Here is a 26,990-nt window from a genome sequence, read left to right as displayed (position 1 = left end):
GGGCGGGGGCGCGTCCGGCGCCCTCCGCCCGGTCCGGGCCCCCGGCCGTCTCAGGGACGGGTCCGGTCGAGGCGGCCACGGGTCAGCTCCAGTCCTTCATGATGCCGTGGTACTGCTCGTCGACCTGCTTGAGCATGTCCTCCGGCTTGGTGCCGGCGAGCAGCGCCTGGTAGCCCTCGAGGAGCGGCTGGAAGAGCTGGCCGCCCTCCGGGATCCAGGGACGGCCGACCGCGGTGTCGAGGATCGGCTTGAAGACCGCCACGTCGGGGTTGGCCTGCACCTTCGGGTCCTGGAAGCTCGACGCCCGGGTGGGCAGCAGGCCGAGATCACCGGAGACGGTGGCGAGGGAGGAGGCCGAGCTCATGAAGCGCACGAACTCGTACGACGCGTCGATGTTCTTGGAGCCGGCGTAGATCGCCAGGTTCCAGCCGCCGGTCGGCGCGCCCGCCTTGACCGACCCGGCCGGGACCGGCGCGATGCCGAGGTTGGTCTTGTCCTTGAACTCCTTGCCCTGGTAGACCTCCGACAGCGCCCACGGACCGTTGTAGATCATCGCGGCCTTGCCGTCCTTCAGCGCGGTCATCGCGTTCGCATAGCTGTCCTGAAGCGCGGGCTTGGCCGCCGCCCCCGAGGCGACCAGGTCGGTGACGTCCGCCATCGCCTTCGCGTTCTGCGGCGAGTTGACGACGATCTTCTTGTTCGGCACGTCGAGGAGGTCGCCGCCCTCGCCGTAGATGAACGGCAGCAGGAAGTAGGAGTCCACGTTCAGCGCCAGGCCGTTCGCCCCGGTCTTGGCCTTGACGTCGAGGGCGACCTTCTTCAGCTCCTCGAGCGTCTTGGGCGCCTCCTCGTACCCCGCCTCCTTGAGGATCCGCTTGTTGTACAGCAACGCCAGGGTGTCGGTGACCTGCGGGACCGCGTACGTCTTGTCGTTGTACTTGGTGCTGCTCAGCGGGCCGGCCAGGTAGTCGCTCTCGTTGTCCACCGCGCGCGTGCCGTCCAGCGGCTGCAGGTAACCGAGGGACGCGAACTGCGAGGTCCACGCGACCTCGGAGCGGATCACGTCAGGAGCCCCGGTGCCCGACTGCGCCGCGGTCTGGAACTGGCCCTGCGCCTGGTCCGACGGGACGTTGACGTACTTGACCTTGATCTTCGGGTACGCGGCCTCGAACTCCTTGATGAGCTTCTGGAAGGTCGGGCCCTCACTGTCCGGGCGGGTGGTGTCCCACCAGGTGATCTCTCCACTGATCTGCGCGGGGTCGGCGACGGCGGACTTGGCGGGCGCCGCGTCGCCGGAGTCGCTGCTCCCGCAGGCGGACACCGCGAGAGCGAGGGCCGCGGCAGCCGCCGCGGCCGAGATGACTCGCCGCATGTTGTGCACTCCTCATGGCTCAGGGGGGAACGGCGTCGCGGTGGGGAAGCCGGCACGCCGGGTGTACGCCGGAACGTAACAGCGATGTGAACGGACATGAAACCCGTTGCAGAAAGTTTCTGCAAATTCGTTACATATGCCGCTTGACCGGCGGAGTAGCGCCGATCATCCGACCTTTCGCCCCGGCGCGGAGAGTACGAAGGAGCCGAGCCGCAACGCACCACAAAAGGGACATGTATGACGGGAGAGGGAGGTGGCGCGAGCGGCGGCTGAGGAATGGTGCACGACCGTTTCCCCGCCCCCGGGTCGCCGGAAACGACAGTTCGGTCTTTCTCTAAGTAACCGACATCTGTCGATTCTCGGCATATACCTGGCTATTTACCGCTAATGCGGGAACAATCCGCTACCAGTGGGTAACGAGGAGGTGCCGTTTTTCTCACGGACATGTATGGACACGCGTGGCCAGACGCGATGTACTACCTCATCAATCACACCGATATCCGGGGTCAGGGCACCGGTGCCCGAGGAGAAGCGAGTCTCCACATGAGCGAACGCGGCGAGCGATTCGACAAGTGTTGCCCGTGCGGATGCGTCAACGGGCGGCCGGCCGGGGTGCCGTCATGAGTGCGGTGATCCTCGACAATGTGACGAAGGTTTATCCCGGCGGTTTCCTCGCCGTCGACCGGATGAACCTGCGGGCGGAAAAAGGCGAGCTGCTCGTGCTCCTCGGCCCCTCCGGATGCGGCAAGTCCACGCTGCTGCGCATGGTCGCGGGGCTGGAGGAGATCACATCCGGCGACCTGTGGCTGGGCGGGAAGCTCGCCAACCACCTCGCGCCCCGGGACCGCGACGTGGCCATGGTCTTCCAGAACGGCGCCCTCTATCCCCACCGGACCGTCCGCGGCAACATCTCCTTCCCGCTGGAGATCGCCAAGGCCGACCCCGGCATGACCCGGGAGCGGGTGGTCGAGCTCTCCCGCGCCCTCCACATCGACGAGACCCTCGACCGGCGGCCGGCCACGCTCTCCGGCGGCCAGCGCCAGCGGGTCGCGATGGGGCGCGCGATCGTCCGCCGGCCGTCCCTGTTCCTCATGGACGAGCCGCTGTCCAACCTGGACGCGGGCATGCGCACCGAGCTGCGCATGGAGATCTCGTCGCTGGTGCGCGCGCTCGGGGTCACCACCGTGTACGTCACGCACGACCAGGTCGAGGCGCTCACCCTGGCCGACCGGATCGCCATCATGAACCGGGGCGTGCTGCAGGACATCGGCACGCCGGCGCAGGTCTACAACGACCCGGCCACCGCGTTCACCGCCGCGTTCCTCAGCTCGCAGCAGCTCAACCTGCTCGCCGCGACGGTGCGCACCCCGCAGAACCAGTTCGTCCTGCTCGACTTCGGCCCGCACCAGATCACGATGCCGTGGAGCGATCCACGCGCCTACGCGGTGTCCCAGCACACCGGCTCGCAGATCATCGTGGGCATCCGCCCGGACACCCTGACACCGGTCCCCGAGATGACCGAGGGGCCCAGCTTCTTCGGCCGGGTCCGGACCCTGGAGTACCACGGCCACGAGTGGCTCGCGTACCTGGAGGCCGGGATCCCCTCGGTCACCGTGCCCGAGCCGCCCGACCCGCGGCACAACGCGTACGCGAACGGCGGAGGCGGCGGCCGCGCCCGGTCCATGGTGCGCCGCCTCTGGGGCGCCGGGGACGGCGAAGCCGACCACACGCCCGCGCCGTCGATCGGCGGCACCCACCGCAGGGCGGACCTGATCGTACGGCTCGGCGGGCGGCCCGTCTGGCGGGCGGGCGAGCACGGCCGGGTGGCGGTGGACGTGTCCCGGCTCATGCTGTTCACCCAGGCCGGGAGCCGGATCGACCCGCCCCGGCGGTGACGCCCCGGGCCGGGCTCCCCCGGCCCGGCCGGCGCCCCTTCGCTCAGTCCCTCGCGTCCCTTCGCTCTGTCCCTCGGGTCCTACGCCCTGACCCCGGCCCGGACGACGACCTCGACCAGCTCCATCAGCCGGGTCATCCGGTCGAGCTCGACCCGGTGGAAGGCGGGCCCCTGGATCCTCGCCACCACCAGGTGCAGGATGTTCTCACCCGGCAGGGGCGGCAGCGGCACGCTGAGCACGTGCAGCGGGCCGTCCAGGGTGACCGCCGACGACCGGATCGCGGTCAGCTCCGTCCCCCGGTCCGCCCACGCCTCCGGCCAGGACAATGTCTCCGGCGCCTGCCAGCTCCCGTGGACGAGGGCGCCGTCCGCGGCGCTCACCGCCACCGCCCAGTCGGCGCTGACCAGGTCGGGCACGGCGTCCACCAGCGTCGGCAGTGCCCGGCCCGGGTCGGCCGCGACATGGCCGAGCAGGTCGTAGTCCGGATTTGCCCCGGGCACCTCGCGGGTCCGCCAGGCGGCCTCGACCCTGGTTCCGGGGACGACGCTCACGCGCTCGCGCAGCTCCTCCGCGCTGAGCACCCCGCTCCAGGACACGGTGAAATCGTCGATCGCCCGCCCCGAGTCCCGTTCGAGCACCGTGACCTGAAGAATGTCCGCACCCATGACGCCGAAGGCCCGCGCCACCTGGCCCAGCACCCCCGGCCGGTCCGGCAGTGAAACGCGTAGCCGCAGCAGCATCCCGTTCCCTCTCTTCCGGCGCAACACTTTCCTAAACTGTGCCGGAAAGAGGTTTCGGGCGTGTTTTCGGCAGATGTCGAACATGCTGCCGACGCCCGGCTCCCGGACCGGCACCCGGAGCGGCGCGTACCGACCGGCCCGCGGGCCGGTGACACGGTCCCGCTCACAGACCGCATCTCGGTCCGGCCTTCCGGGCCGGACCGCACTGTCGGCCGGGCGTCCGCCGGGCTCCGCGGGGCGGGGTCAGGTGTTCTCCGTCAGCCACTCCGCGAGGACGGCCGCCTGGCTGTGCCCGATGTCGCGCGTCGCGGTGAGCAGGGTCAGCTCTCCCTCGCCGGCGAGGTCCCGCAGGTGCTCCGCCGCCCTCCTGTGCTCGGGATCGCCCAGCTCGGCGAGATAACGCCGCCGGAACTCCATGAAGCGGCTCGGCTCGTGGCCGTACCACCGGCGCAGCCCGGTGGACGGCGCGACGTCCCGCAGCCACTCGTCGACGTGCGCGTCCTCCTTGCGCATCCCGCGCGGCCACATGCGGTCGACCAGCACCCGTACGCCGTCCGACGGCGAGGCGTCCTCGTACACGCGCCGGCAGTCGACCGACGGCCGCGCGCTCCTCCGCGCGGCGGACGATGCGCGGTGGCCGGTCCGGTGGCCGGTCCGGTGGTTCGTCATGGTGGCGCCCCCTGGCAAGCCGAGTTCGCGCGCTCAGGTTTGTCCATTTTATCGACCTAAAGTCGGTTTTTAGTGAAATGACGGCACGGGTACGGCGATGCCGCGGTACGGGACTCCCCCGGCGCGACCGCAAGACTTGCCGCAAGTTTCAGGGATTCCGCCGCCGATCTTGCACGGTCCTGCCTCGCGGCCCAGGCGGGTGCCGGACTCCCCGGACCCCCGCCGCCGAAGCGGACGAAGGCGCCGCGCGGACACCTGGGGAGCGCTTGCCCTGGATGTGACACTTTGACCAGGTTTAGTCAGATCTTTCCGGTGTCACGAATCCGCCTGTAACCACGGTCAGTACCCTCAAAAAATGTCCCTCCCCTGGCTGCGCGAGCTGTCCATACACGCTCGCCTGACACTGCTCACGACCGTCGTGGCGCTGCTCGTGCTGATCCCGCTCGGGATCGGCGCCGACATCGTGGTACGACGTGCCGTAAACGCGCACCTGTGGGAGGACGCCCGGCAGATGGCCTCCAAGGTCGCCGCCGATGTGCGCGAAGGCGGGCTGGAGGACCCCATCCGCACGCCCAGCGGATCGGAGCTGATCCAGGTCGTCACGCCATCCGGGCAGATCCTCGCGTCCACTCCATCCGCGCGCGGCCTGCCCTCGCTCACCCGGACGTGGCCGCGCCCCGACGACCGGTTCGTCGAGTTCAGCACCTGCGGCCTCCCGCAGGGGAGGTGCGGAAACGGGGTCGAGCTGCGAACCGGGGCGCAGCCGAACGCCCCGGTCGTCGTCGCCGTCCGCCGCCAGCCGCTGCTCATCGCGACCCGGCTGCTCGACCTCCTCATCGCCGGCGTGGTCGCGCTGCTCACCGCGGTCATCGCCTGGGTGTCGTGGAAGGTGGCCGGGCGGGCGCTGCGCCCGGTCGAGGCCATCCGCACCCAGCTCGCCCACATCAGCGGCAGCGACCTGAGCGCGCGGGTGCTCGAACCCCCGGGCAAGGACGAGATCGCCCGGCTCGCCCGCACCGTCAACGACGCGCTGGAGCGGCTGGAGCGGTCGGTCACCCAGCAACGGCAGTTCGCCGCGGACGCCTCGCACGAGCTGCGCACCCCGATCACCGGCATCTGCGCGCAGCTCGAAAGCGCGATGCCGCACCCGGAGGATCACCCCGAGGCCATGCGGGCGGCGCTGCGCGACACCAAGCGTCTTGAGGCGATCATGAGCGACCTGCTGTTCCTCGCCCGCATCGGCACCACCGACCGCTCCATCCGGGAGAAGGTGGACCTGGGCACGCTGGTCGCGCACGAGGTCAACCGCCGCGGCTCGGGACCGGTCGCGATCGACTCGCGGATCACGCCGGGGGTGATCGTCAACGGCGTGAGCACCCATCTGTCCCGAGTGCTGGTCAATCTGCTGAACAACGCGGAGCGGCACGCCAAGAGCCTGATCACGGTGGATGTCCACCGCGAGGGCGACGACGCCGTGCTCGCCGTCGGCAACGACGGCGAGCCGATCGCGGCGGAGGATCGCGAGCGCATCTTCGAGCGGTTCACCCGGATCGACTCGGCCCGCGGCAGGGGCCAGGGCGGCACCGGGCTCGGCCTGGCCATCGCCCGCGAGGTCATCCAGGCCCACCACGGGACGGTCCGGGCGGAGGACACCGACAGCGGCGCGCTGTTCGTGGTCCGGCTGCCGGCGACCTCCGGGCCGGAGCCGCACTCCGAGCCGGACTCCGACCTGCCCTCCGCCCCCGGCTCCCACTCCTGACGCCCGAAGCACGAGCCCGAAGCACGAGCCCGAAGCACGAGCCCGAAGCACGGCAAGTACGGAAAGTTAAGTCAGGCGCCCCTGCGCGTTCAGCTCGGGCACCCCCTGCGTGACATCCCTCTGACTAGGTTCTGGGATCACCCCCGGGGCCTCGGGGGCGTCGTCGCAGGTAGAAGGAGTGCCCCGTGCGAGTCCTGGCCGTTGTCCCCGCCCGTGGCGGTTCGGTGGGCGTACCGCTGAAGAACCTGGAGAGGGTGGGCGGCGTCCCGCTGGTGTCGCGGGCCGTCGGCGCGTGCCTGCGGGCCGCCCTCGTCGACGAGGTCGTGGTCAGCACCGACCACGAGGGGATCTCGGCGGCCGCGCGCGAGGCGGGGGCCCGCCTCGTCGAGCGCCCGGCGGAGCTGAGCGGAGCCACCGCGTCCAGCGAATCGGCGGTGCTGCACGCGCTCAACGCGCTGCCCGAGGACCCGGAGGTGGTCCTCCTCGTGCAGTGCACCAGCGCGTTCATCGACCCGGACGACCTGGACGCCGCCATCGGCCGCGTCCTCGACGGCGAGGCCGACGTGGTCTTCTCCGGCATGGAGACCTACGAGTTCGTGTGGACCGGCGCGGGCGTGGGCGTCAACCACGACCCCGCGGTCCGGCCGCGGCGGCAGGACCGCGAGCCGCACTTCCGCGAGACCGGCGCCTTCTACGTCATGCGTACGGCGGGGCTGCGCGAGCACGGGCACCGCTTCTTCGGCCGGGTGGCCGTCCAGCCCGTCCCGGCCCGGCACGCCGTGGAGGTCGACTCCCCCGAGGACCTGGAGATCGTGCGGGCGCTCGCGCCGTTCGTGGACGAGCCGCTGCCGATCGACGTGGACGCCGTGGTCACCGACTTCGACGGCGTGCACACCGACGACCGCGCGTACGTCGACTCCGAGGGCCGCGAGATGGTCCTGGTCAGCAGGTCCGACGGGATGGGGGTGGCGCTGCTCAAGCGCTCCGGCGTCCGGCTGCTCGTGCTCTCGACCGAACGCAACCCCGTGGTGGCGGCCCGCGCCCGCAAGCTCGGCGTCCCGGTGCTGCAGGGGCTCAACGCCAAGCAGACCGCGCTGCGCGACTGGCTGGCGATCGAAGGCCTGGACCCGGCCCGCGTCGCGTACGTCGGCAACGACGTCAACGACCTCGGCTGCATGGCGCTGGTCGGCTGGCCGGTCGCGGTCCCCGACGCCCACCCCCGGGTCCGGGCGGCCGCCCGGGTCGTGCTCGGCCACGCCGGCGGGGCGGGAGCCGTACGGGAGCTGTGCGACCGGGTGCTCGCGGCGCGGCCCGCGGGCCCGGACGCCGCCGAGCGGATGCCGCGCCGGCTGCCCCGGCCGGAGCTGCGGGTCAAGGGCGAGCCGGTGCGGATCGGCGAAGAGCTGGTCGGCCCCGGCCTGCCGGTGTACATGATCGGCGAGATCGGCATCAACCACAACGGCGACATCGACATCGCGCGCAAGCTGATCGACGTCGCGGTCGAGGCGGGCTGCCAGGCGGTCAAGTTCCAGAAGCGGACCCCGGAGATCTGCGTGCCGCCCGAGCAGCGCGGCCAGATCAGGCAGACGCCCTGGGGGGCGATGACCTACCTCGACTACAAGATCCGGACCGAGTTCGGCCGGGACGAGTACACCGAGATCGCCCGGTACTGCGCCGCGCGCGGCATCGACTGGTTCGCGTCGCCCTGGGACGTCCCCTCCGTGGAGTTCCTGGAGGAGATGGACGTCGTCACGCACAAGGTGGCGTCCGCCAGCGTGACCGACCACGAACTGCTCCGCGCCCTCGCCGCCACCGGGAAGCCGATCATCCTCTCGACCGGTATGTCCACGATCGAGGAGATCGACCAGGCGGTGGAGATCCTCGGCACCTCGGGCCTGGTGATGATGCACGCGACATCCACGTACCCGCTGCCGCCGGAGGAGGCCAACCTGCGCACGATCGTCACGCTCCGTGAGCGGTACGGCGTGCCGGTCGGCTACTCGGGCCACGAGCGCGGCCTGCAGATCTCCCTGGCGGCGGTCACCCTGGGCGCGGTGGCCGTCGAGCGGCACATCACCCTGGACCGCACGATGTGGGGCTCCGACCACGCCGCCTCGCTGGAGCCGAGCGGGCTGGAGCACCTGGTCCGGGACATCCGCATCATCGAGTCCGCGTTGGGAGACGGCGTCAAGCGCGTCTTCCCGGGCGAGGAGGCGCCGCGCGCCCGCCTGCGCCGCGTCGCCGCCCAGTGACGGAACCGACCGCCGGCGAGCCGGCGAGGAAGGCGGCCGGGTGCCCGAGCTCTCGGTGATCGTCGCGGTCCGTGACGGCGAGCCGTACCTGGCGGACGCTCTGACGTCGTTGACCCGCGGCCCCCTCCCGGACATGGAGGTGGTCGTGGTCGACGACGGCTCGGCGGACGCGACGGCGGCGGTGGCCGAGGACTTCCGCGCCGACCTGCCGGGGTTCCGGCTGCTGCGGCACGCCGCGCCGGCCGGGGTGGCCGCGGCGAGGAACGCCGGGCTCGCCGCCGCCTCCGGGCGCTACGTCACGTTCCTGGACGGGGACGACTGGGTGGCGCCCGGCTACCTGGCCGAGCTGACCGCCGCGATCGACGCGCTCGGGTGCGACTTCGTGCGGGTGGACCACGTCCAGGTCGAGGGCCGCAGGCGGGAGCTGCTCCGCGCGCCGGCGCGCAGGCGGGGCACCGTGCTCGACCCGCGCGAGGCCATCCTGCCGTTCGACGCCAGGACCATGGTCGACTACGCGTACGCCTGGGCCGGGATCTACCGGCGCGACCTCGGATCGCTGCTCGCCTTCCCGGAGGGCCTGCGCACGGCGGAGGACCGGCCGTGGATCTGGCGGCTGCACCGGAGGGCGCGCTCGTTCGCCGTGATGTCCCTGGCGGGCGTCTTCTACCGGCGCGGGGTGCCCGGGTCGCTGACCGCGATCGGGGACGAGCGGCAGCTCGACTTCTTCACCGCGTACGAGACGATCCTGGACGAGGTCGAGCCCGAGTTCCTGCGCAAGGCGGCGCGCAACCTCACCGGGCTGCTCGCGCACCACGTGGAGCTGATCGACCGGTTCACGCCGGAGCTGCGGACGGCGTTCGAGGAGCGGGCCGCCGTGATCCTGCGGCGCGTGCCCGAGGAGGCCCTCGCGGGCATGGATCCGGAGCGCCGCGCCCTCGTCGCGTCGCTCGCGCGCGGTCCGGCCGACGGGGACGGGGACGTTGACGCGGACGCGCGGATCGACTGATCTGGGGAGAGACATGGCACGGACCACGCTGCTCTGCGCCTCGACGCCGCTCGGGGCGATGACCCTCGCGGCGGCCTGCGACGAGGGCCGTCTCGGCCCGGGCCGGCGGATCCTGCTGGTGTCGAACGACGCGGCGATCCCCGAGATCACCCCGGCGCCGGACGAGTCGCCGGGGTTCGCGCGGATCCGCGACCGGTTCGACGAGGTGGTGTCGTGGAACGCGGTCATCGCCCCGTTGCACCCCTCCGAGTGGAAGGCGCGCTCGGTGGAGGCCCCGATGCTGGGCCGCCTCCTGGCGGCACGCCTGGGCGACCCGGACGAGCTGGTCGTCGAGTCGATCGCGGTGCCGCCCGCCCGCACCCTGGCCGGGCTGCTGCGGGACGTCCCGATCACGGTCTACTCGGATGGCCTGATGAGTTACGGGCCCACCCGCTTCCCCCTGCCCGGGGAGATCGCCGGGCGGATCACCCGCCTGCTCCACCTCGACCTCGTCCCCGGCCTCGTTCCCCTGCTCCTGTCCGAGCACGGCGTGCCGCCGGAGATCGTGTCCGATTCCGCGTTCCACGGCGTGGTCGAGCGGGCGGCCGGCGACCGGTCCGGGGGGCCCGGAGACGGGCCGCGCCGGGAGGCCGTCATCGTCGGGCAGCACCTCTCCGCCCTCGGGATCCTGAGCGCCGCCGAGGAGGCCGAGCTGCACGCGGCCATGCTGCGCGGCCTCGCCGCGCGCGGGCACCGCGCGGTGGTGTTCCAGCCGCACCCGGCCGCGGGGCGGCGGCACGCCCGCGAGCTGCGGCCGGTGGCCGAGGAGCTGGGCGTCGAGCTGCTGGTCGCGGACGGCTCGGCCCCGGCGGAAGTCTGCTTCGCCGTCCACCGCCCGCGCCTGGTCGTCGGCTGCTTCTCCACGGCTCTGGTGACCGCGCGGCGCCTCTTCGGCATCCCGGCCGCGACCGTGGGCGCCGACCTGGTGCTCGAACGGCTCTCGCCGTACGAGAACGCCGACCGGATCCCGGCGACCGTCGTGGACGCGTCCCTGCCCCGGCTCCGCCCGGACGGCTCGCTGGAGGAGCCGCCGCCGGTGGATCTGGGCGCCCTGGTCGGCGCGGTCGGGTACTGCATGCGCGCCGCGGCGTACCCGGGCCTGCGCGAGGCCGCCGCCGCGTACGTCGAGGCGAACGGGCCGGCGCGCTACTTCACCCGCCGCCGGCTGTCGTCGCTGGGCCTGCTGCCCGCCCCCACGCCGCCGGCCGAGACACCGCCGGACGCCCTGGGCGAGGACCAGGGGGAGGCCCGGGGTGAGGGCCCGGTAGAGGGCCGGACCTCCCGGCTGCGCCGTCTCTTCTCCCGCTGAGCCCCGGCGACGCCCCTATCCGGATCCGCGCCCCCGGCGGGCGGCGGGCGCGGTGGCTCTCGGGCCGCCGGCGAGTGCCTGATCCGTCCGGTGTGCGGTCCGTACGGCCCTCCCGGAGCCCGGTGCCAGCGGTCTAGCGTAGGCGCCGTGAGTGAGCGAGTGGCGAGCACGGGCCGGGTCGTGGTGCTGGTCCTTCCGGACGTGAACCTGCTGGACCTGGGCGGTCCGGTGCAGGTCTTCGACGCCGCGGCGCACCTGGGTGCCGACTACCGGCTGGAGTACGTGTCCGACGCCGGAGAGGCGGTGTCGGCACAGGGACTGCGGCTGGCCGGATTCGCCGGTCTGCCGTCGACCGAGCCCGGCGACCTGGTGCTGGTGCCGGGACACCGATTGAAGGATCTCCGGACGGGCGAGCCCCTGGTTCCCGACTCGGTGACACAGTGGCTGCGCACGGCACATCACCGCGGCGCCCGGATCGCCTCGGTGTGCACCGGCGCGGCGGCGCTGGGCGAGGCCGGGCTGCTGGACGGACGCCGGTGCACCACCCACTGGTCGCTCGTCGAGGCGATGCGGCGGAGATACCCGGCGGCCCGGGTCCAGGACGGGGTCCTGTACGTCCACGACGGCACGGTGAGCACCAGCGCGGGGATCTCGTCCGGGATCGATCTGGCGCTGTCGCTCGTGGAACGCGATCATGGCCCCGCACTCGCCGCCGCGGTCGCCCGGGAACTGGTGGTCTACCTGCGGCGGAACGGCTCGGCTTCCCAGATCAGTCCCTTTCTCCGGCACCGTTCGCACCTGCATCCGGCCGTCCATCGGGTGCAGGATCATCTCGCCCAGCACCTGGACACCCCTCACACCCTCGCCGAGTTGGCCGCCGTGGCCCACCTGTCCCCGCGGGGCCTGAGCCGGGCGTTCGCCACGGCGATCGGCATCAGCCCCCTGGAATACCAGCAGCGACTGCGCCTGGAACGGGCGTCGAGACTGCTGGCCGACACCGACCTCGGCGTGGACGCCGTGGCGAGCCGCTGCGGCTTCCGCGACGTCCGCCACTTCCGCCGCCTGTTCTCCGCCCGGTACGGGATGTCTCCGTCGGAGGCGCGCAAGCACGCGCGCTGAGCGGCGGACCTTCCCCTGATTCCCCCTTCCACGGCGCGGATCGTGTTGCCGATGCGCGCCGCCGATCTGTGCTGCCGTGAGTTGGCCATGCCTTCATGGCCGTACAAAGAAGAGAGCCTCCTGTGTCTTCTGTCCGAAGCCGTCCGAGTGTGCGTCCGAACAGGCCCGTCGTGCGCCGGATCGGGCGTGTCCTGCTGGGTGCCTCCGTGTTCCTCGCCTCCCTGGGCGGGATCTGCGCCGCCGGTGTCGCCACCACGATGGGCCAGAGCTACCCCGAGTTCGACCGACGCCCGCCCGCCCGGGGCTGGCCGGCCGCCAAGGCGATACCCGGCGGACGGATCACCGTCGCGGTCGTGCTCAGCAACGCCGGCTCGGTCTCCGCCGACGTTCTCGCCCCTTACGAGGTGTTCGCCCGATCGGGACGGTTCGCCGTCTACACCGTGGCGGCGCGGCGAACCCCGTCCCCGCTCTCCGGCGGCGTACACCTGCTGCCCGACCACACCCTGGACGAGGTCGGGACCGGCGCCGTTCCCGAACCGGACGTGGTGGTGGTGCCCGCCGTCGTCGATCCCACCGGCACGGCGGAGGAGCGGCTGCGCGAGTGGATCGCCGCACGGTCGCGGCACGGCTCCCGCCTGCTGGGCGTTTGCGCGGGCTCAGAATTCCTCGCGGCCGCCGGTGTGCTCGACGACCGCCGGGCGACCTCCTTCTGGGCGAACATCGACTCCCTGAAGCGGAACCACCCCGCGGTGCGATGGCAGAGCGGCGAACGCTACGTGGAGGACGGCACGATCACCACCACGGCCGGCATCACCTCCGGCACCGTCGGCGCGCTCCGCCTGGTCGAGAGGCTCGCGGGTGCGGATGAGGCCCGGCGGATCGGCGGCGCGCTCCACTTTCCCGGCTGGCGCCTGGACGGCCCCACCGCGATCACCCCGAACCACCTCGCCCTGTCCGACCTGCCGTACGCGCTGAACGCGGCGTTCCCCTGGCGGCGCCCCACGATCGGCATCGGGCTGGAGGACGGAGTGGGGGAAATCGACGCCGCCGCGGCGTTCGAGGTCTACTCCGGTGTCTCCTTCAGCTCCCGCGCGATCCCGATCAGCGCCACTGGAACGGTCACCACGCGGCATGGCGTGATCCTGCTCACCGAACCGGCGGGTACGGCGGTGCCGCGCCTGGACCGGTTCGTGGTTCCGGGGGTGCGCGGCGACGTGACGCCGACGCTCGCGAGCTGGGCGTCGGGACGAGGTCTCACACCGGAGCTGCCCGGCGGCGGACGGCGGGACGGAGAGTTCGGGTTCGACCCGATGCTTCGTGACCTCGCCGCCCATTCGGGCGACGTGACCGCCCGTATCACCGCCAAGTTCTCCGAATATCCCGTCGGACAGCTGCGTCTTTCCAGGGCCGGCTGGCCCTGGCGTTCCACGGTGCTCTTCGCGGTCGCCCTGGCCGGCTCCGCCGGTGTCGGGGTGTTCGCCGTCGCCCTGCCGCGTCTTCTCCGCCGCCGTACGGCCGGCGCCGCGCGATGATCCGGCTGAAGGGCATCACTCAAGAGCCCCACGCACCCATCCCCGCGTGCGCCGGGAGCACCGGCATCGGTCGCGCGCGCTCGCGCTCGACGAAGCCGACGTGCGCCACCCTGACCGTATGAGGGGCGGGGCCTCGTGGTCCGAGATCAGAGCGCCTTCAGGTACCGGCGGACGCGGCGCCTGGCGCGGTAGCCGTACCGCAGGACCCGGGGCGGCACCTCCAGCCGGAGCCGGGCGCGGCGGCGGGCCGCGGCGTGCTCCGGCCCGTCGAGCAGGGAGCGGCCAGGGGCGAGGCCCCCCTCACCGGCGGCCGCGGCCAGCTCGCGGATGCGGTCGAGCCAGTCGCTCTCGGCGTCGTCGTGGAAGTAGTTGGCGCGGCACCACTCCCCGTCCGGGACGCGGAACTCGCCCTTGGCGAGGTCGTCGAGCGTGCCGAGGCACCCGCTTCCCTCGAAGACCAGGTTGATCATCTCCGCGCTCACCCCGAAGTCGGACAGGATGAGCAGCGGCACGCCGGCGGCGATCGCCTCCAGGGCCGCGGTCGAGCTGACCGTGACGAACCCGGCGGCGCGGGAGAGGTGCTCGTGCATCGGCCCGGTGGCGAACCGGAGCGCGTCGACCCGGACCCGGCCCTCCCCCGCCATCGCGAGCCAGAGACGCTCGTAGTGGTGCCGCTCGTTGTGCGTCTGGCGTTCGGAGTCGCGTCCCCTGAGCTTGACCACGACATCCAGATCGGGACGCGCCTCGGCCAGCGCGGCAAGGGCGAGCAGCACGGTCTCGCGCTCCTCGCGCCGCCGCGGCACCTTCGCCTGGGTCGCGAAGATCACCCGGTCGCGCTCCGCCGGCACGGGGCCGCCGAGGTCCAGGTACGGCAGGCGGGCCAGGGCCACCCCGCCCCCGGCGGCCGACCCGCCGCCTCCGAGCGCCGCCCCGATGGCCGCGAACTCCCGCACCTCCCGGCCGCTGTGCACGACGAACAGCTCGCACCCGCTCCGGTACAGCCACGCCTTCTCGGTGGCGGGCACCGAGATGCCGGGCAGTCCGGACACGAACGCGGGGCGCGGCCGCAGGTCGTCGAGGATCTCGGCGGCGAGGACGTCCACGACGGGGCCGGTGCAGGCCAGCAGCACGACGTCGGGCCGGAAGCGCTCGGCCGCGCGGCGCAGCCGCCGGGCGGCGAGCACGGGCGGCAGGCCGCCCCCGCCCTCCCCCGGGCGGCCGGAGCCGGCCGGCCCGCCCGCGCGGCCGATCCGCGTCCCGCTCACCGCCGCCTGGATCTGGCTCTCGGACGGCGCGATCGGGGAGCGCACGACCAGCAGCTCGGTCACCCAGTCGGAGGGCATGGCGTCGAGGAGGCCGGCGGCCCACTTCAGGTACGAGTCGGAGTCGGCCACGGCGAGCACGCGGATCAAGGAGCTACCTTTCCAGGGGCGGGGGAATGTCCCGGCAGGCCGCCGCGGGCGGGGCTCTCCCCCTCGGCGGCGGGGGCCGGTACGTCGGTGAAGATCTGCAGGTGGGCGCGCAGCGAGGGACCGGCGGCCGCCGTCCACCACTCGTCGGGCACCTCGACGGCCTCGACGGAGACGCCGCGCCCGGACAGCAGGACGCGCAGCGAGGTCACCGCGGTGGAGGGCAGGCTGACCACGCGCTGCCCGGGGCGCAGATCACGCAGCGTCAGCTCGACCGGCGGCCCGGAGTCGTGGACGGTGAGACCGTCGATCCTGGCGACCCGGGCGAGGTCCGCGGGATCCTCGCGCCGATGCGGGTAGTAGGCGACCGGCTCGCCGAGTTCGCGCAGCCAGCGCAGGTAGCGGTCGCGGTGGATGAGCCCGTTGCGCACCAGGGACGTGCCGAGCACGACGGTGCGCTCCGCGGGCGCGGGGCCGGCGGGCCGGGACCGCAGCCATCCGAAGTCGTGCCGGACCAGCTCGGCGCCCAGATCGCGGACGGCTTCCGCCAGCGGCTCGGGAACGGGCAGCGCGGTGAACACGGTGAGCCTGCGGCCGCGCAGCCGCATTCCAGCGGCGGCGCCGAGGACCGCGCGGGCGATCCCCGCCGCGCCCTCGCGGGTGGCCCGGGCGCGCAGCAGCGGGCGGCGGGCGGTGAGCAGTTCGAGGAGGCGGATCGTGGCGAGACCGTCGTCCACGAGCACGACCCGGTGGAGGCGGGTGGTGAGCACGCGCGCCTGGACCCGCCCGGAGAACGCGTCACCGACGGCCCACACGCGGCCGGGACGCGGCATGCCCGTGGAGGGTTCGGCGAGCCGCAGCCCCTCGGGGAGCCCGATCCGGCGCAGCTCACGCCCGGTGAGCCGCAGGGCGCGCTGGCCGGCCCTGGGCACGACGAGCGTCTCCGGGGCGAGCAGCCCGGCGTGGTGCGCCTCGGCGACGCACAACAACTGCAGCGGGGATTCCACCCACGCGACGGCCGGCCCCTGCTCGACGGCGTGGCGCCGACCCGCGTTGCCCACGTCCGGTGAAGACCCGTTCACGACGCGACGAGACTACGCGCGGCAGGCGGCGCCCCTCCGACGCGTTCGCGAACGCCGGGTGAACAGGCGCCGACTCCGGGCGGGGTGTCGCGAACCGGCGCCTGACATGTAGTGTACGAAACCGTTTCGTACACCTAGGAGATGGCATGTGGAGCGTTGACGACATCCCCGACCTGACCGGCCGCACCGCGGTGGTCACCGGAGCGAACTCGGGCATCGGCCTCCCGACCGCGCTCGAACTGGCCCGGCACGGGGCCCGCGTCATCGTCGCGAGCCGCGACCCGGACCGGGGGCGGGCGGCCGTCGGGCAAATCCTCGAGCGGGCGCCCGGCGCGCACACGGAGTTCGAGCGGCTCGACCTCGCCGACCTCGGCTCGGTGCGCGCGTTCGCCGACGCGATCGGGTCCCGGCTGGACGGGCTGGACCTGCTGGTGAACAACGCCGGCGTCGGCATGATCCCGAGGAGCACCACCGCCGACGGGTTCGAGACGCAACTCGGGACCAACCACTTCGGGCACTTCGCGCTGACCGGCCTCCTGATGCCGCTGCTGCTCGCCCGGACGTGCCCCCGGGTCGTCACGGTGGCGAGCGACGCCCACAAGATGGGCCGGCTCGACTTCGACGACCTGGAGCTGCGTCGGGGATACGGCCGGATGAGCGCGTACGGACGGTCCAAGCTGGCCAACCTGCTGTTCGCGTTCGAGTTGCAGCGGCGGGCGGGGTCCCGGCTGCTGAGCGTGGCCACGCACCCGGGCGCGACCGCGACGGACATCGTGAAGCTGGGCCCGCTGAGCGGGGTACTCAAGGTGCTGCTGCGGGTCGCCATGCAGCCGCCCGAGGCCGGGGCGCTGCCCTCCCTGTACGCGGCGACGTCGCCCGAGATCCGGGGCGGGGAGTTCCTCGGACCGAAGCTGAAGCCGCCCGCCACCAGCGCGGCGGCCAGGGAAGAGGCGCTGGCGCGACGCCTCTGGACCGTCTCCGAGGAGCTCACCGGCGTACAATTCCCGGACCTCGCCGCGTATCCCCGGCCGCGAGGCGCGGCAGAGCAGGCGGCAGAGTAGGCGGCAGAGTAGGTCCACGACAGCGGCGCGGGACAGACCGCGACTGGACATCAGCGACAGGGAGCCCATGGAGAACGCCACCTCGCGACGACTCGACCCCGCCCGCGAGCAGGCGATCCTGGACGCCACGCTGGAGCTGCTCGCCGAGACCGGGTACGACCGGATGTCGGTGGACCAGATCGCCCGGCGGGCCGGGGCGAGCAAGGCGACGATCTACCGGCGGTGGACGGGCAAGGCCGATCTGGTCGTCGATCTCGTCTGCAACCGGCTGGACATCGACCTGCCCCCGGCACCGGACACCGGTTCCCTGCGCGGCGACCTGCTCGCGGCGCTCGGCGCCATCTGCTCGGCGATCGGGCACCGGCACCAGCTCATCATCGGGCTGGTCTCCGCGATGCTGTCCAGCCCCGAGCTCGCCGGGGCGGTGCGCGACCACATGCCGGGGCGGGACCTGTCCGGCCTGGAGTTTCTGCTGGGCAGGGCCGTCGAACGCGGGGACCTGCCGGGGCCCGTCGACCCGCGCGCGCTGTTCTCCGTCGCGGAGGGCCTCATCTGGCGGCGGCTGATCGTCCTGGGCGAGCCGCTGGACGACGTTTTCATGGCCGACGCCGTCGACCGGGTCCTGCTTCCGCTCGCCGAAAGCTGGTCGGGCAGCATGGAAACATGAACACCATCACCCTCAACAACGGCGTCACCATGCCGCAGCTCGGCTTCGGTGTGTGGCAGGTGGCCGACGACGAGGCGGAGAGCGCGGTGTCCACCGCCCTCTCCGCCGGATATCGCAGCATCGACACGGCGAAGCTCTACCACAACGAGGCGGGCGTCGGCCGGGCCGTACGCGAGTCGGGGATCCCGCGTGACGAGTTGTTCATCACGACCAAGCTGTGGAACGACGAGCACGGCTACGACCAGGCCCTGCGCGCCTTCGACGCCAGCATGGAGCGGCTCGGCCTGGACGTGCTCGACCTCTATCTGATCCACTGGCCGGCCCCCGCCCAGAACAAGTACATCGAGACGTGGAAGGCCCTGGAGAAGCTCTACGCCGACGGCCGGGTGCGGGCGATCGGCGTCTCGAACTTCACCGTCCAGACGCTGGACCGGCTGCTCGACAAGGCGGACGTGGTGCCGGCGGTCAACCAGATCGAGCTGCACCCGCAGTTCGCGCAGGACGCGCTGCGCGCCTATGACGCCGCGCACGGCATCGCGACCGAGGCGTGGAGCCCGCTCGGCCAGGGCAAGGGCCTGCTCGACGAGCCGGCGCTGCGGCGGATCGCGGCCAAGCACGAGCGCACCCCGGCCCAGGTGGTGCTGCGCTGGCACATCCAGCTCGGGAACATCGTCATCCCGAAGTCGGTCACGCCCGTACGGATCCGCCAGAACATCGACGTCTTCGGCTTCGAGCTGGACCCCGCCGACATGACCGAGATCGCCTCCATGGACGCGGACCGCCGCCTCGGGCCGGATCCGGCGACCTTCGGCTGATCTGGGCGGCTGATTCCCGCTCGCGAGATATATACGGATTCGTCACGGCCTGCGCACTACTGGGTACAGGCCGTACGTTTCCGCTGGTAGCGGGCAGGTAATGATCTGACCCATGCCGTTCCCCAGAAAGCCCCGCCGGTGGTGTCCCTGGCTCGCCGTGGCGCTCCTCATGTGTACGGCGTTCTCCGGGGCCGCCGCCCAGCCGCAGCGCGCGTCCACGCGTCCACCGAACGTCGTGCTCATCCTGACCGACGACCTGGACTCGACCGACCTGCAGCGGTTTCCCAACATCTGGAACCTGCTCGTCCAGCAGGGCGCGGTCTTCTCCCGGTTCTTCGCGACCAACCCGTGGTGCTGCCCGTCGCGGTCGTCGATCCTGCGGTCGCAGTACATGCACAGCCACCAGGTGGAGAGCAACCGCCCGCCGACCGGCGGTTTCCCGAAGTTCCGGACGCTGGAGGAGTCCACGATCGGCACGTGGATGCGGTCGGCGGGCTACCGCACCGGGCTCCTCGGGAAGTACCTCAACCAGTACCCGCTCGGCGCGTCGCGGCACTACATCCCGCCCGGATGGGACCGCTGGGCCGTCCCCGTCACCCGGCTCTACCAGGAGTACGGCTACGCGCTCAACGACGACGGCTCGGTCACCCAGCACGGCTACACGCCCGAGGACTACCTGGAGGACGTGCTGAGCCACAAGGCCGACGAGTTCGTCTCCTCATCGGGCGACCAGCCGTTCTTCCTCTATCTCGCCCCGGTGGCGCCGCACCAGCCGGCCAACTACGCGCCGCGGCACGCGGACGCCTTCCAGGACGAGGTGGCGCCGCGGACACCGTCCTTCGACGAGCAGGACATGTCGGCGGAGCCGCTCTGGCTGCGCGAGAAGCCCCCGCTGACCCCGAAGGCGGTGCGGCGGATCGACGAGCTGCACCGCGACCGGTTGCGCGCGATGCTCGGCGTGGACGACATGGTGGGCTCGCTCGTCTCGACACTGGAGCAGTCGGGGCAGTTGGCCAACACGTACATCTTCTTCACCTCCGACAACGGCTTCCATCTGGGACAGCACCGGCTGCACCCGGGCAAGACCACGCCCTTCGAGGAGGACATCCGGATCCCGATGGTCGTGCGCGGCCCCGGCATCACGCCCGGCTCGACGATCGACCGGCTCTGCTCGACGGTGGACCTCGCGCCGACCTTCGCCGAGCTGGGCGGGGCGACGCCGCCGTCGTTCGCCGAGGGGCGCTCGCTGGTCCCGATCCTGCGCGGGGAGGACGTGCCGTGGCGCGACGCCGTCCTCGTGGAGTTCTTCCAGCCGCCGTACGCGCCGTACGCGGCGCCGACCTACAGCGTGCTGCGCACCGAGAGGTACAGCTACGTCGAGTACGGCACCGGCGAGCGGCAGCTCTACGACCTGGCCACCGATCCGTACGAGCTGCGGAACGTCGCCGCCACGGCGGACCCGCACCAGGTGGACACGTTCTCGGCCCGGCTCGCGCTGCTGCGGAGCTGTTCCGGGGCCACCTGCCGGATCGCCGACGCGGAGAGCCGCGCCCTGCTGCGGGCGGTCCCCCGCTGACACCGCCGCCCACACCGCCGCCTACACCGCCGTGGCCGGCGACCACCGGCCACGGCGCCCCCGCGCGGGGGCCGGGTCACGCTGCGTGAGCATTTTGGGCCCTATGGGATGGGAGCGCTCCCAAACGGCTGATTAGGCGCTTTGTTCCGTAAGATCCCGTTCTATCGATCAAATCGGCCCTGGCGTAACGGTTATGTTTCGGCGTATTGACGCCGACATCACCCATGGAGCAACCTTCGTGGGAGCGCTCCCAACATCTACCTATCTCGGACCGGCAGTCGGGGACGGCCCGGGATGCACCTCCCATGACTTCGGGATACCACCTGAGAGGGGTCCGGAATGATGCACACCTCCCGTCGCGGCAGGCTGCTCGCGCTCGCCGCTGTGGCGACGCTCGCCCTGGGCGTCACGGCGGCCTGCGGCACCGGCGACGACGAGAAGCCGGCCGGCGACGGCGGCTCCGCCGCGGCGGCGGAGCCGGTCACCGTCAAGGTGCAGACCTTCGGCGGTGGCAAGAACTTCGGCTACAAGGAGGCGATCGACAAGTGGAACGCCTCCCACACGGACATCATCATCAAGGAGGAGCACCTCACCGACCAGTTCGAGCAGGTCTACTGGCCGCAGATGATCCAGTGGCTGCAGTCCGGCACCGGCGCCGGTGACGTGGTCGGCATCGACGAGGGCGGCATGGGCCTCGCCAAGGCGCACCCCGAATGGTGGGCCGACCTCGGCGAGTACGGCCTCAAGGACCGCCAGGCCAACTTCGCCTCCTGGAAGTGGGACGGCGGCACGACCTCCGACGGCAAGCTGTTCGGCCTCGGCACCGACATCGGCGGCATGAGCCTGTGCTACCGCCGCGACCTCTTCGAGAAGGCGGGCCTGCCGGCCGACCGGGACGCGGTCAGCAAGCTCTGGCCCACGTGGGACGACTTCGTCAAGGTCGGCAAGGAGTTCCAGGCCAAGGTCAAGGACACCAAGTTCGTCGACGGCACCAACACGCTCTACAACGTCGTGCTGGTGCAGGAGGGCGCCAAGAACGGCAACGTCACCTACTTCGACAAGGACAACAACCTGATCGTCGACAAGAACCCGGCGATCAAGGCGGCCTACGACTTCGCCGCCAAGATCAGCCAGGACGGCCTCACCGCCAAGCTGCGCAACTTCACCGACGAGTGGAAGACGGGCATGAAGAAGTCGCAGTTCGCGACGCTCGGCTGCCCGGCCTGGATGCTCGGCGTGGTCAGCGGCGACGACGCGGCCGGCCCCGACTTCAAGGGCAAGTGGGACGTCGCGGCGGTCCCGGGCGACGGCGGCAACTGGGGCGGCTCCTGGCTCGCGGTGCCCAAGCAGAGCAAGCACCCGAAGGAGGCCGCGGCCGTCCTCGACTACCTGACCGGTCAGGAGGGCGAGGTCAGCGTCTTCAACTACGCCGGCAACATGCCGAGCAACACCCTCGCCCAGCAGGACCCGGCGGTCCAGAGCGCCAGCAACGAGTACTTCAACAACGCTCCGGTCGGCGACATCTTCGCGAAGTCGGCCTCCTCGCTCCAGCCGATCTTCCTCGGCATCAAGCACGCCCAGGTCAAGAACGCCATCGAGTCGGTCGTCTCGGCGATCGACGACGGCTCCGTGCCGTACGCGCAGGGCTGGCAGAAGCTCGTCGACGACGCCGTGAAGGCGGCCGGCTGATCCCCGCTCGCCGAACCAGCACCGGCCCGCCGCAGCGGCACCCCGCCGGCGGGCCGGTCGCCTGCTTCCGCTGAAAGGTGACCCATGAGCGTTAACGTCGACGCGGGACGCGCCAGCCAGGCGCCGATCCCGCCCCCGAGGAGCAGCCCGCGGCGCCCCTCCGGCCTGGGCTTCCTGTCCTGGCTGGACCTGAAGGCCGCGCCGTACCTGCTCATCTCGCCGTACTTCCTCCTCTTCCTGGTCTTCGGGATCTTCCCGCTCGGCTTCACCCTGTGGTACTCGCTCTTCAAGTACGACCTCACGGGGACCGAGGAATGGACGGGGCTCGGCAACTACACCGCGCTCCTGTCCGACGGCGCCTTCTGGAACGCCGTCGTCAACACAGTCGGCATGTTCCTCATCGCGACCGTGCCGCAGATCCTGCTGGCGCTGCTGCTCGCGAACGCCCTGAACAAGCGGATCAGGGGCCGGCTGCTGGTCCGGATGGGCGTCCTGCTGCCCCTCGTCACCTCGGTCGTCGCGGTGGCCGTCGTCTTCACCCAGCTCTACGGCCGCGACTGGGGTCTGATCAACTGGATCCTGGGGCTGTTCGGCGCGGACCCGATCGACTGGAAGGCCCAGCGGATCCCCTCGTGGATCGCCATCTCCACCATGATCGACTGGCGGTGGACCGGCTACAACTCGATCATCTTCCTGGCCGGGATGCAGACCATCCCCAAGGACCTCTACGAGGCGGCCTCCATCGACGGGGCCTCCCGCCGGCGCCAGTTCTGGCAGATCACCGTGCCGATGCTGCGCCCGACCATGATCTTCGTGGTGCTCAACTCGACCATCGGCGGTCTCACCCTCTTCTCCGAGCCGACCACGTTCTTCGGCGGCAACGTCCACGGCGGCACCAACAGCCAGTTCCAGACCGTCTCGATGTTCATCGTCGAGCAGGGCTTCCGCGAGTTCGACTACGGGTACGCGTCCGGCGCCGCGTGGCTGCTCTTCCTGATGATCCTCATCGGATCGCTCGTCAACTTCCTGCTCGTCCGCCGGATCGGGGGCAACAAGTGACCACGCTCACCGTGGGAGACCGGCGTCGTCCCCCGACGGGGCGCAAGCGGTCCGACATGTGGTCGGCCACGCCGTGGACCAAGATCGTTCTTATCGTCACCATCGTGATCTCGGCCTTCCCGATCTACTGGATGATCGTCATCGCCTCGCGTACCAACAAGGAGGCGACCGACATCCCGCCGCCGTTCCTTCCCGGCGGCAACCTCGGGGAGAACATCCGGCGCGTGCTCGCCAACGAGGACGCGCACTACCTGACCGGCCTCACCAACTCGCTGATCATCGCGGCCACGGTCACGGTGTCGGTGGTGCTGATCTCGACCTTCGCCGGCTTCGCCTTCGCGCGGCTGCGCTTCAGGGGCGGCAAGCTGCTCCTGCTGCTCGTCCTCATCACCATGATGGTGCCGCTGCAGCAGATGGGCATCGTGCCCCTCTACCGGGTCATGGTCAACCTCGAATGGATCGGCACGCTCAAGGCGGTGATCCTCCCGTACCTGCTGAACGGCTTCGGCGTCTTCCTGATGACGCAGTACACCGAGCAGGCCGTGCCGGGAGAGCTGGTGGAGGCGGCCCGCGTGGACGGCGCCTCGACGCTGCGAATCTGGTGGAACGTCATCCTGCCCGCCGTACGGCCCGGCATGGCGGTGCTCGGCATCAACACGTTCATGCTGACCTGGAACGACTTCATGTGGCCGCTCATCGCGCTGACCCCGGACAACCCGACGGTCCAGGTCGCGATCAACTCACTCAACGCGAAGTTCGGCACCGACTACGTGCTGGTCTTCAGCGGGACGGCCATGTCCATCCTCCCGCTCATTCTCGTATTCGTCCTCTTCGGCCGACAGATCATCGGTGGACTCATGGAAGGTGCGGTCAAAGCGTGACCACGCAGGAGACTCGGGCCGAGACCCGCAGCCCCGGACTGATGTTCCCCACAGGGTTCGTCTGGGGCGCGGCGACCTCGGCGTACCAGATCGAGGGCGCGGTCGCCGCGGACGGGCGGGGCACGTCCGTCTGGGACACCTTCGTCAACCAGCCGGGCCACGTCGTGGGCGGCGAGAACGCCGACGTCGCGATCGACCACTACAACCGCTACCGCGAGGACGTGCGGCTGATGGCCGGCCTCGGCCTCACCGCGTACCGGTTCTCGGTGTCCTGGCCGCGCATCCAGCCGGACGGGGCCGGGGCGGTCAACGCCAAGGGGCTCGACTTCTACAAGCGGCTCGTGGACGAGCTGCTCGCCCACGGCGTGGACCCGTGGCTGACGCTGTACCACTGGGACCTCCCCCAGGCCCTGGAGGACGCGGGCGGCTGGCCCGATCGGGACACGGCGGCGCGCTTCGCCGACTTCGCGGCCCTGGTCCACGACGCGCTCGGCGACCGGGTCACGAACTGGAGCACGGTCAACGAGCCGTGGTGCGCCGCCTTCCTGGGCTACGCCTCGGGCGAGCACGCGCCGGGACGGCGCGAGCCGGCCGCGGCGATCCGCGCCGCCCACCACCTGAACCTCGCCCACGGCCTGTCCACACAGGCGATGCGGGCACAGCGGGCCGACTCCCTGATCGGCGGGTGCGTGAACCTGTACGCGATCTCGCCGGCCACCGGCAGCGAGGCCGACCGGGACGCCGCCCGGCGCATCGACGGGCTGCAGAACCGCTTCTTCCTGGACGCGCTGCTCAAGGGCGCGTACCCGGAGGACGTGCTGGCGGACCTGCGCGCGGTCACCGACACGGATTTCATCCAGGACGGCGACCTCGCCCTGATCGGCGCGCCGCTCGACACGCTGCTGGTCAACTACTACAGCCGGTTCACCGTGTCGGGGGCGCCCGGCGGGGCCCGGTCGGCCGCGGCGGCGCCGACGGACTCCGGGTCGCCGTGGGTGGGCAGCGAGCACGTCGGCTTCGTCAACGGCGGCCGCCCGGTGACGGCCATGGGCTGGGAGATCGACGACTCGGGCCTGTACGAGATCCTGACCCGGCTGGCGCGGGACTACCCGTCCGTCCCCCTGGTCATCTCCGAGAACGGCGCGGCGTTCGACGACGAGCTGACCGCGGACGGCCGTGTCCATGACCAGGAGCGACTTGCCTACATCGACGCCCATCTGCGGACCTGTCATGCTGCCATCGAGGCGGGCGTCCCGCTGCGGGGCTACTTCGCGTGGTCGCTGATGGACAACTTCGAGTGGGCCTGGGGCTATGGGAAGCGTTTCGGCCTCGTGTACGTCGACTATCCGACCCAGCGGCGCGTCCTGAAGGACAGCGCCCTGTGGTACGCGGAGGCGGCGCGACACGGTGGGTTGCCGGGCGCAGCAGAATAGGCCCGAGAAAAGTCAGGAGGGGGCAACGATGAACGGGGACCGCCGACCGGGGGCACGCCCGACTCTGGAGGCAGTCGCCGCCCGCGCGGGCGTCGGACGCGGAACGGTGTCACGGGTGATCAACGGTTCGCCGAAGGTGAGTGAGAAGGCCCGCGACGCCGTGCTGACGGCGATCAAGGATCTGGGCTACGTGCCCAACCGCGCGGCGCGCACTCTGGTGACCAACCGCACCGACACCATCGCGCTGGTGGTCTCCGAGTCCGAGCAGCGGGTCTTCGACGAGCCGTTCTTCGCGGGCATCATCCGCGGGATCGGCTCGGCCCTCTCCGAGACGGGCCTCCAGCTCATCCTGACGATGGCGCAGAACCGGGCCGAGCACGACCGGCTGGCGGACTACCTCACCGGCCAGCACGTGGACGGCGTCCTGCTCACCTCCGTGCACGGCGCCGACACGCTGCCCGAGCGGCTGGAGGCGCTGGGCGTGCCGACGGTGATGGGTGGCCGGCCGGTCGGGCCCACGCCGTACAGCTATGTGGACATGGACAACCGGGCGGGCGCCCGGCAGGCCGCCAAGTACCTGCTCGGCAAGGGCCGCACCAGGATCGCCACGATCGCCGGCCCGCAGGACATGGGCGTCGGCGTCGACCGTCTCGCCGGTTACCGCGACGCGCTGCTCGCGACCGGCACCGGCGAGCGGGTGGCGTACGGCGACTTCTCCGAGGCGAGCGGCGAGGCGGCGATGCGGGAGCTCCTCGACCGCCACCCGGACCTCGACGCGGTCTTCGCCGCGTCGGACTCGATGGCGGTCGGGGCGCTGCACGTGCTGAAGGAGCGCGGCCTCAGCGTGCCCGGTGACGTGGCGCTGATCGGGTTCGAGGACTCGCGGTTCGCGCTGCACACGGAGCCGCCGCTGACCAGCGTCCACCAGCCGACCGAGGCGATGGGCCGCCAGATGGTGCAGCTCCTGGTCGCGCGGATCAACGGCGACGCGCTGGAGCAGCCCGTGGTCATCCTCGACACCCACCTGGTCATCCGCGCGTCGGCGTAGCCGCCGGGCCGTACGGCCCACACGGCCATCCGGCCGTCATCCCATGCGGGGCCCCCGGGACGCCGTGCCGGAAGCGGCGCCCGGGGCCGCCCGGGGCGCCGGCGCGTCGCGGGTCCACGAGCCCAGCACCATCAGTGTTTTGGTGCCGGTGACGTTGCCGGCCCGGCGCAGGCGGTCGATCACGTGCTGGAGATGCCCGAGGTCGCGCACCCGGACGTGGACCAGCGCGTCGGGATCGCCGGCGATCGTGTACACCTCCTGGACCTCGGGGACGTCGATCGCGGTCCGGACGATCTCGCTGACCGGCGTCGTGCCGGGATAGCTGAGCTCGGTGAACGCCTCGATGCCCCAGCCGAGCTTGGCGTAGTCGATCTGCACCGTGAAGCCGGTGATCACGCCGATCTCGCGCAGCCGGTCCACCCGCCGCTTGACGGCGGCCACCGACAGGCCGATCTCCGCCGCCATCTCCGAGAAGGTCCGGCGCCCGTCCTCGCGCAGCAGCCGCAGGATGCGGTGGTCGATGTCGTCGATTTCGGACATGGGAGAACTCCTCGGCTCGGCGAAACGAACCTTAGCGA

22 protein-coding genes are annotated in these 26,990 nt (G+C 71.6%); 16 read left to right on the top strand and 6 right to left on the bottom strand.

Going from position 1 to position 26,990, the window contains the following annotated elements:
* Window positions 1-82: 82 nt before the first annotated feature.
* Entirely contained in the window at window positions 83-1,372 is a 1,290-nt protein-coding gene (locus ACQP1V_RS16515) for an extracellular solute-binding protein (protein ID WP_387411347.1), read from the bottom strand.
* 620 nt (window positions 1,373-1,992) lie between these two features.
* Here ACQP1V_RS16515 and ACQP1V_RS16510 point away from each other — a divergent pair.
* Window positions 1,993-3,267: an ABC transporter ATP-binding protein gene (locus ACQP1V_RS16510; protein WP_433423753.1), complete on the top strand. Its 1,275-nt coding sequence runs from the start codon at window positions 1,993-1,995 to the stop codon at window positions 3,265-3,267.
* 80 nt (window positions 3,268-3,347) lie between these two features.
* Here the strand turns inward: ACQP1V_RS16510 and ACQP1V_RS16505 are convergent, their stop codons facing one another.
* Together ACQP1V_RS16505 and ACQP1V_RS16500 are read right to left on the bottom strand one after the other, a co-directional pair.
* Entirely contained in the window at window positions 3,348-4,034 is a 687-nt protein-coding gene (locus tag ACQP1V_RS16505) for an amino acid-binding protein (protein WP_245658261.1), read from the bottom strand.
* A 216-nt stretch (window positions 4,035-4,250) separates the two neighbouring features.
* Window positions 4,251-4,676, bottom strand: coding sequence for a DUF488 domain-containing protein (locus ACQP1V_RS16500; RefSeq protein WP_433423750.1), 426 nt, complete (start codon window positions 4,674-4,676; stop codon window positions 4,251-4,253).
* Between the two features lie 355 nt (window positions 4,677-5,031).
* Between ACQP1V_RS16500 and ACQP1V_RS16495 the strand changes: the two genes are divergently transcribed.
* The 6 genes from ACQP1V_RS16495 to ACQP1V_RS16470 all read left to right on the top strand — a co-directional run bounded on the left by ACQP1V_RS16495 (window position 5,032) and on the right by ACQP1V_RS16470 (window position 13,692).
* The gene (locus tag ACQP1V_RS16495; RefSeq protein ID WP_433423747.1) at window positions 5,032-6,435 is read left to right on the top strand and encodes an ATP-binding protein; all 1,404 of its coding nucleotides are present in this window, start codon (window positions 5,032-5,034) and stop codon (window positions 6,433-6,435) included.
* 185 nt (window positions 6,436-6,620) lie between these two features.
* Window positions 6,621-8,687: an N-acetylneuraminate synthase family protein gene (locus ACQP1V_RS16490; RefSeq protein WP_433423744.1), complete on the top strand. Its 2,067-nt coding sequence runs from the start codon at window positions 6,621-6,623 to the stop codon at window positions 8,685-8,687.
* Between the two features lie 40 nt (window positions 8,688-8,727).
* Complete coding sequence (locus ACQP1V_RS16485) at window positions 8,728-9,693, top strand: glycosyltransferase family 2 protein (RefSeq protein ID WP_433423742.1); 966 nt, start codon at window positions 8,728-8,730, stop codon at window positions 9,691-9,693.
* A gap of 13 nt (window positions 9,694-9,706) precedes the next feature.
* The gene (locus tag ACQP1V_RS16480; protein WP_433423739.1) at window positions 9,707-11,041 is read left to right on the top strand and encodes a polysialyltransferase family glycosyltransferase; all 1,335 of its coding nucleotides are present in this window, start codon (window positions 9,707-9,709) and stop codon (window positions 11,039-11,041) included.
* 147 nt (window positions 11,042-11,188) lie between these two features.
* Window positions 11,189-12,160 (top strand): GlxA family transcriptional regulator, encoded by a 972-nt coding sequence (locus tag ACQP1V_RS16475; protein WP_433423736.1) that lies wholly within the window; start codon window positions 11,189-11,191, stop codon window positions 12,158-12,160.
* A gap of 206 nt (window positions 12,161-12,366) precedes the next feature.
* Entirely contained in the window at window positions 12,367-13,692 is a 1,326-nt protein-coding gene (locus ACQP1V_RS16470; protein WP_433423732.1) for a DJ-1/PfpI family protein, read from the top strand.
* Between the two features lie 146 nt (window positions 13,693-13,838).
* On the opposite strand, the gene ACQP1V_RS16465 is transcribed toward ACQP1V_RS16470, so the two are convergent.
* Together ACQP1V_RS16465 and ACQP1V_RS16460 are read right to left on the bottom strand one after the other, a co-directional pair.
* Window positions 13,839-15,095 carry a DUF6716 putative glycosyltransferase gene (locus ACQP1V_RS16465; RefSeq protein WP_433425856.1) on the bottom strand — a complete coding sequence of 419 codons (1,257 nt, stop codon included), beginning with the start codon at window positions 15,093-15,095 and terminating at the stop codon, window positions 13,839-13,841.
* Window positions 15,096-15,100: 5 nt separating this feature from the next.
* A complete protein-coding gene (locus ACQP1V_RS16460; RefSeq protein WP_433423730.1) occupies window positions 15,101-16,183 on the bottom strand; it encodes a hypothetical protein in 1,083 nt (360 codons plus the stop codon).
* Window positions 16,184-16,329: 146 nt separating this feature from the next.
* Between ACQP1V_RS16460 and ACQP1V_RS16455 the strand changes: the two genes are divergently transcribed.
* The 9 genes from ACQP1V_RS16455 (at window position 16,330) to ACQP1V_RS16415 (ending at window position 26,412) form a co-directional block, all read left to right on the top strand.
* Window positions 16,330-17,244, top strand: coding sequence for an oxidoreductase (locus tag ACQP1V_RS16455; protein WP_433423727.1), 915 nt, complete (start codon window positions 16,330-16,332; stop codon window positions 17,242-17,244).
* A gap of 67 nt (window positions 17,245-17,311) precedes the next feature.
* The gene (locus ACQP1V_RS16450) at window positions 17,312-17,911 is read left to right on the top strand and encodes a TetR/AcrR family transcriptional regulator (protein ID WP_387411328.1); all 600 of its coding nucleotides are present in this window, start codon (window positions 17,312-17,314) and stop codon (window positions 17,909-17,911) included.
* Window positions 17,908-18,726: an aldo/keto reductase gene (locus ACQP1V_RS16445; RefSeq protein WP_433423723.1), complete on the top strand. Its 819-nt coding sequence runs from the start codon at window positions 17,908-17,910 to the stop codon at window positions 18,724-18,726. Before ACQP1V_RS16450 ends, ACQP1V_RS16445 begins: the two co-directional genes overlap by 4 nt.
* Window positions 18,727-18,838: 112 nt before the next feature.
* Window positions 18,839-20,302, top strand: coding sequence for a sulfatase family protein (locus tag ACQP1V_RS16440; RefSeq protein ID WP_433225127.1), 1,464 nt, complete (start codon window positions 18,839-18,841; stop codon window positions 20,300-20,302).
* A 339-nt stretch (window positions 20,303-20,641) separates the two neighbouring features.
* Entirely contained in the window at window positions 20,642-21,991 is a 1,350-nt protein-coding gene (locus ACQP1V_RS16435; RefSeq protein ID WP_433423720.1) for an ABC transporter substrate-binding protein, read from the top strand.
* 84 nt (window positions 21,992-22,075) lie between these two features.
* On the top strand, window positions 22,076-23,050 hold the full coding sequence (locus ACQP1V_RS16430) for a carbohydrate ABC transporter permease (protein WP_387411321.1): 975 nt from the start codon (window positions 22,076-22,078) through the stop codon (window positions 23,048-23,050).
* Between the two features lie 56 nt (window positions 23,051-23,106).
* Complete coding sequence (locus ACQP1V_RS16425; protein WP_387411389.1) at window positions 23,107-23,931, top strand: carbohydrate ABC transporter permease; 825 nt, start codon at window positions 23,107-23,109, stop codon at window positions 23,929-23,931.
* A complete protein-coding gene (locus ACQP1V_RS16420; RefSeq protein WP_433423717.1) occupies window positions 23,928-25,364 on the top strand; it encodes a GH1 family beta-glucosidase in 1,437 nt (478 codons plus the stop codon). The genes ACQP1V_RS16425 and ACQP1V_RS16420 overlap by 4 nt, the downstream gene beginning before the upstream one ends.
* Before the next feature lie 28 nt (window positions 25,365-25,392).
* Complete coding sequence (locus ACQP1V_RS16415; RefSeq protein WP_387411318.1) at window positions 25,393-26,412, top strand: LacI family DNA-binding transcriptional regulator; 1,020 nt, start codon at window positions 25,393-25,395, stop codon at window positions 26,410-26,412.
* A 36-nt stretch (window positions 26,413-26,448) separates the two neighbouring features.
* Here ACQP1V_RS16415 and ACQP1V_RS16410 read toward each other — a convergent pair whose 3' ends face one another.
* Window positions 26,449-26,952 carry an Lrp/AsnC family transcriptional regulator gene (locus ACQP1V_RS16410; protein WP_387411316.1) on the bottom strand — a complete coding sequence of 168 codons (504 nt, stop codon included), beginning with the start codon at window positions 26,950-26,952 and terminating at the stop codon, window positions 26,449-26,451.
* Window positions 26,953-26,990: the final 38 nt, after the last annotated feature.

Origin of the sequence: Microtetraspora malaysiensis (assembly GCF_050947145.1) — a bacterium.
Classification (GTDB): Bacteria; Actinomycetota; Actinomycetes; order Streptosporangiales; family Streptosporangiaceae; genus Microtetraspora_A; species Microtetraspora_A malaysiensis.
This window is presented reverse-complemented; position numbering and strand designations above follow the sequence as displayed.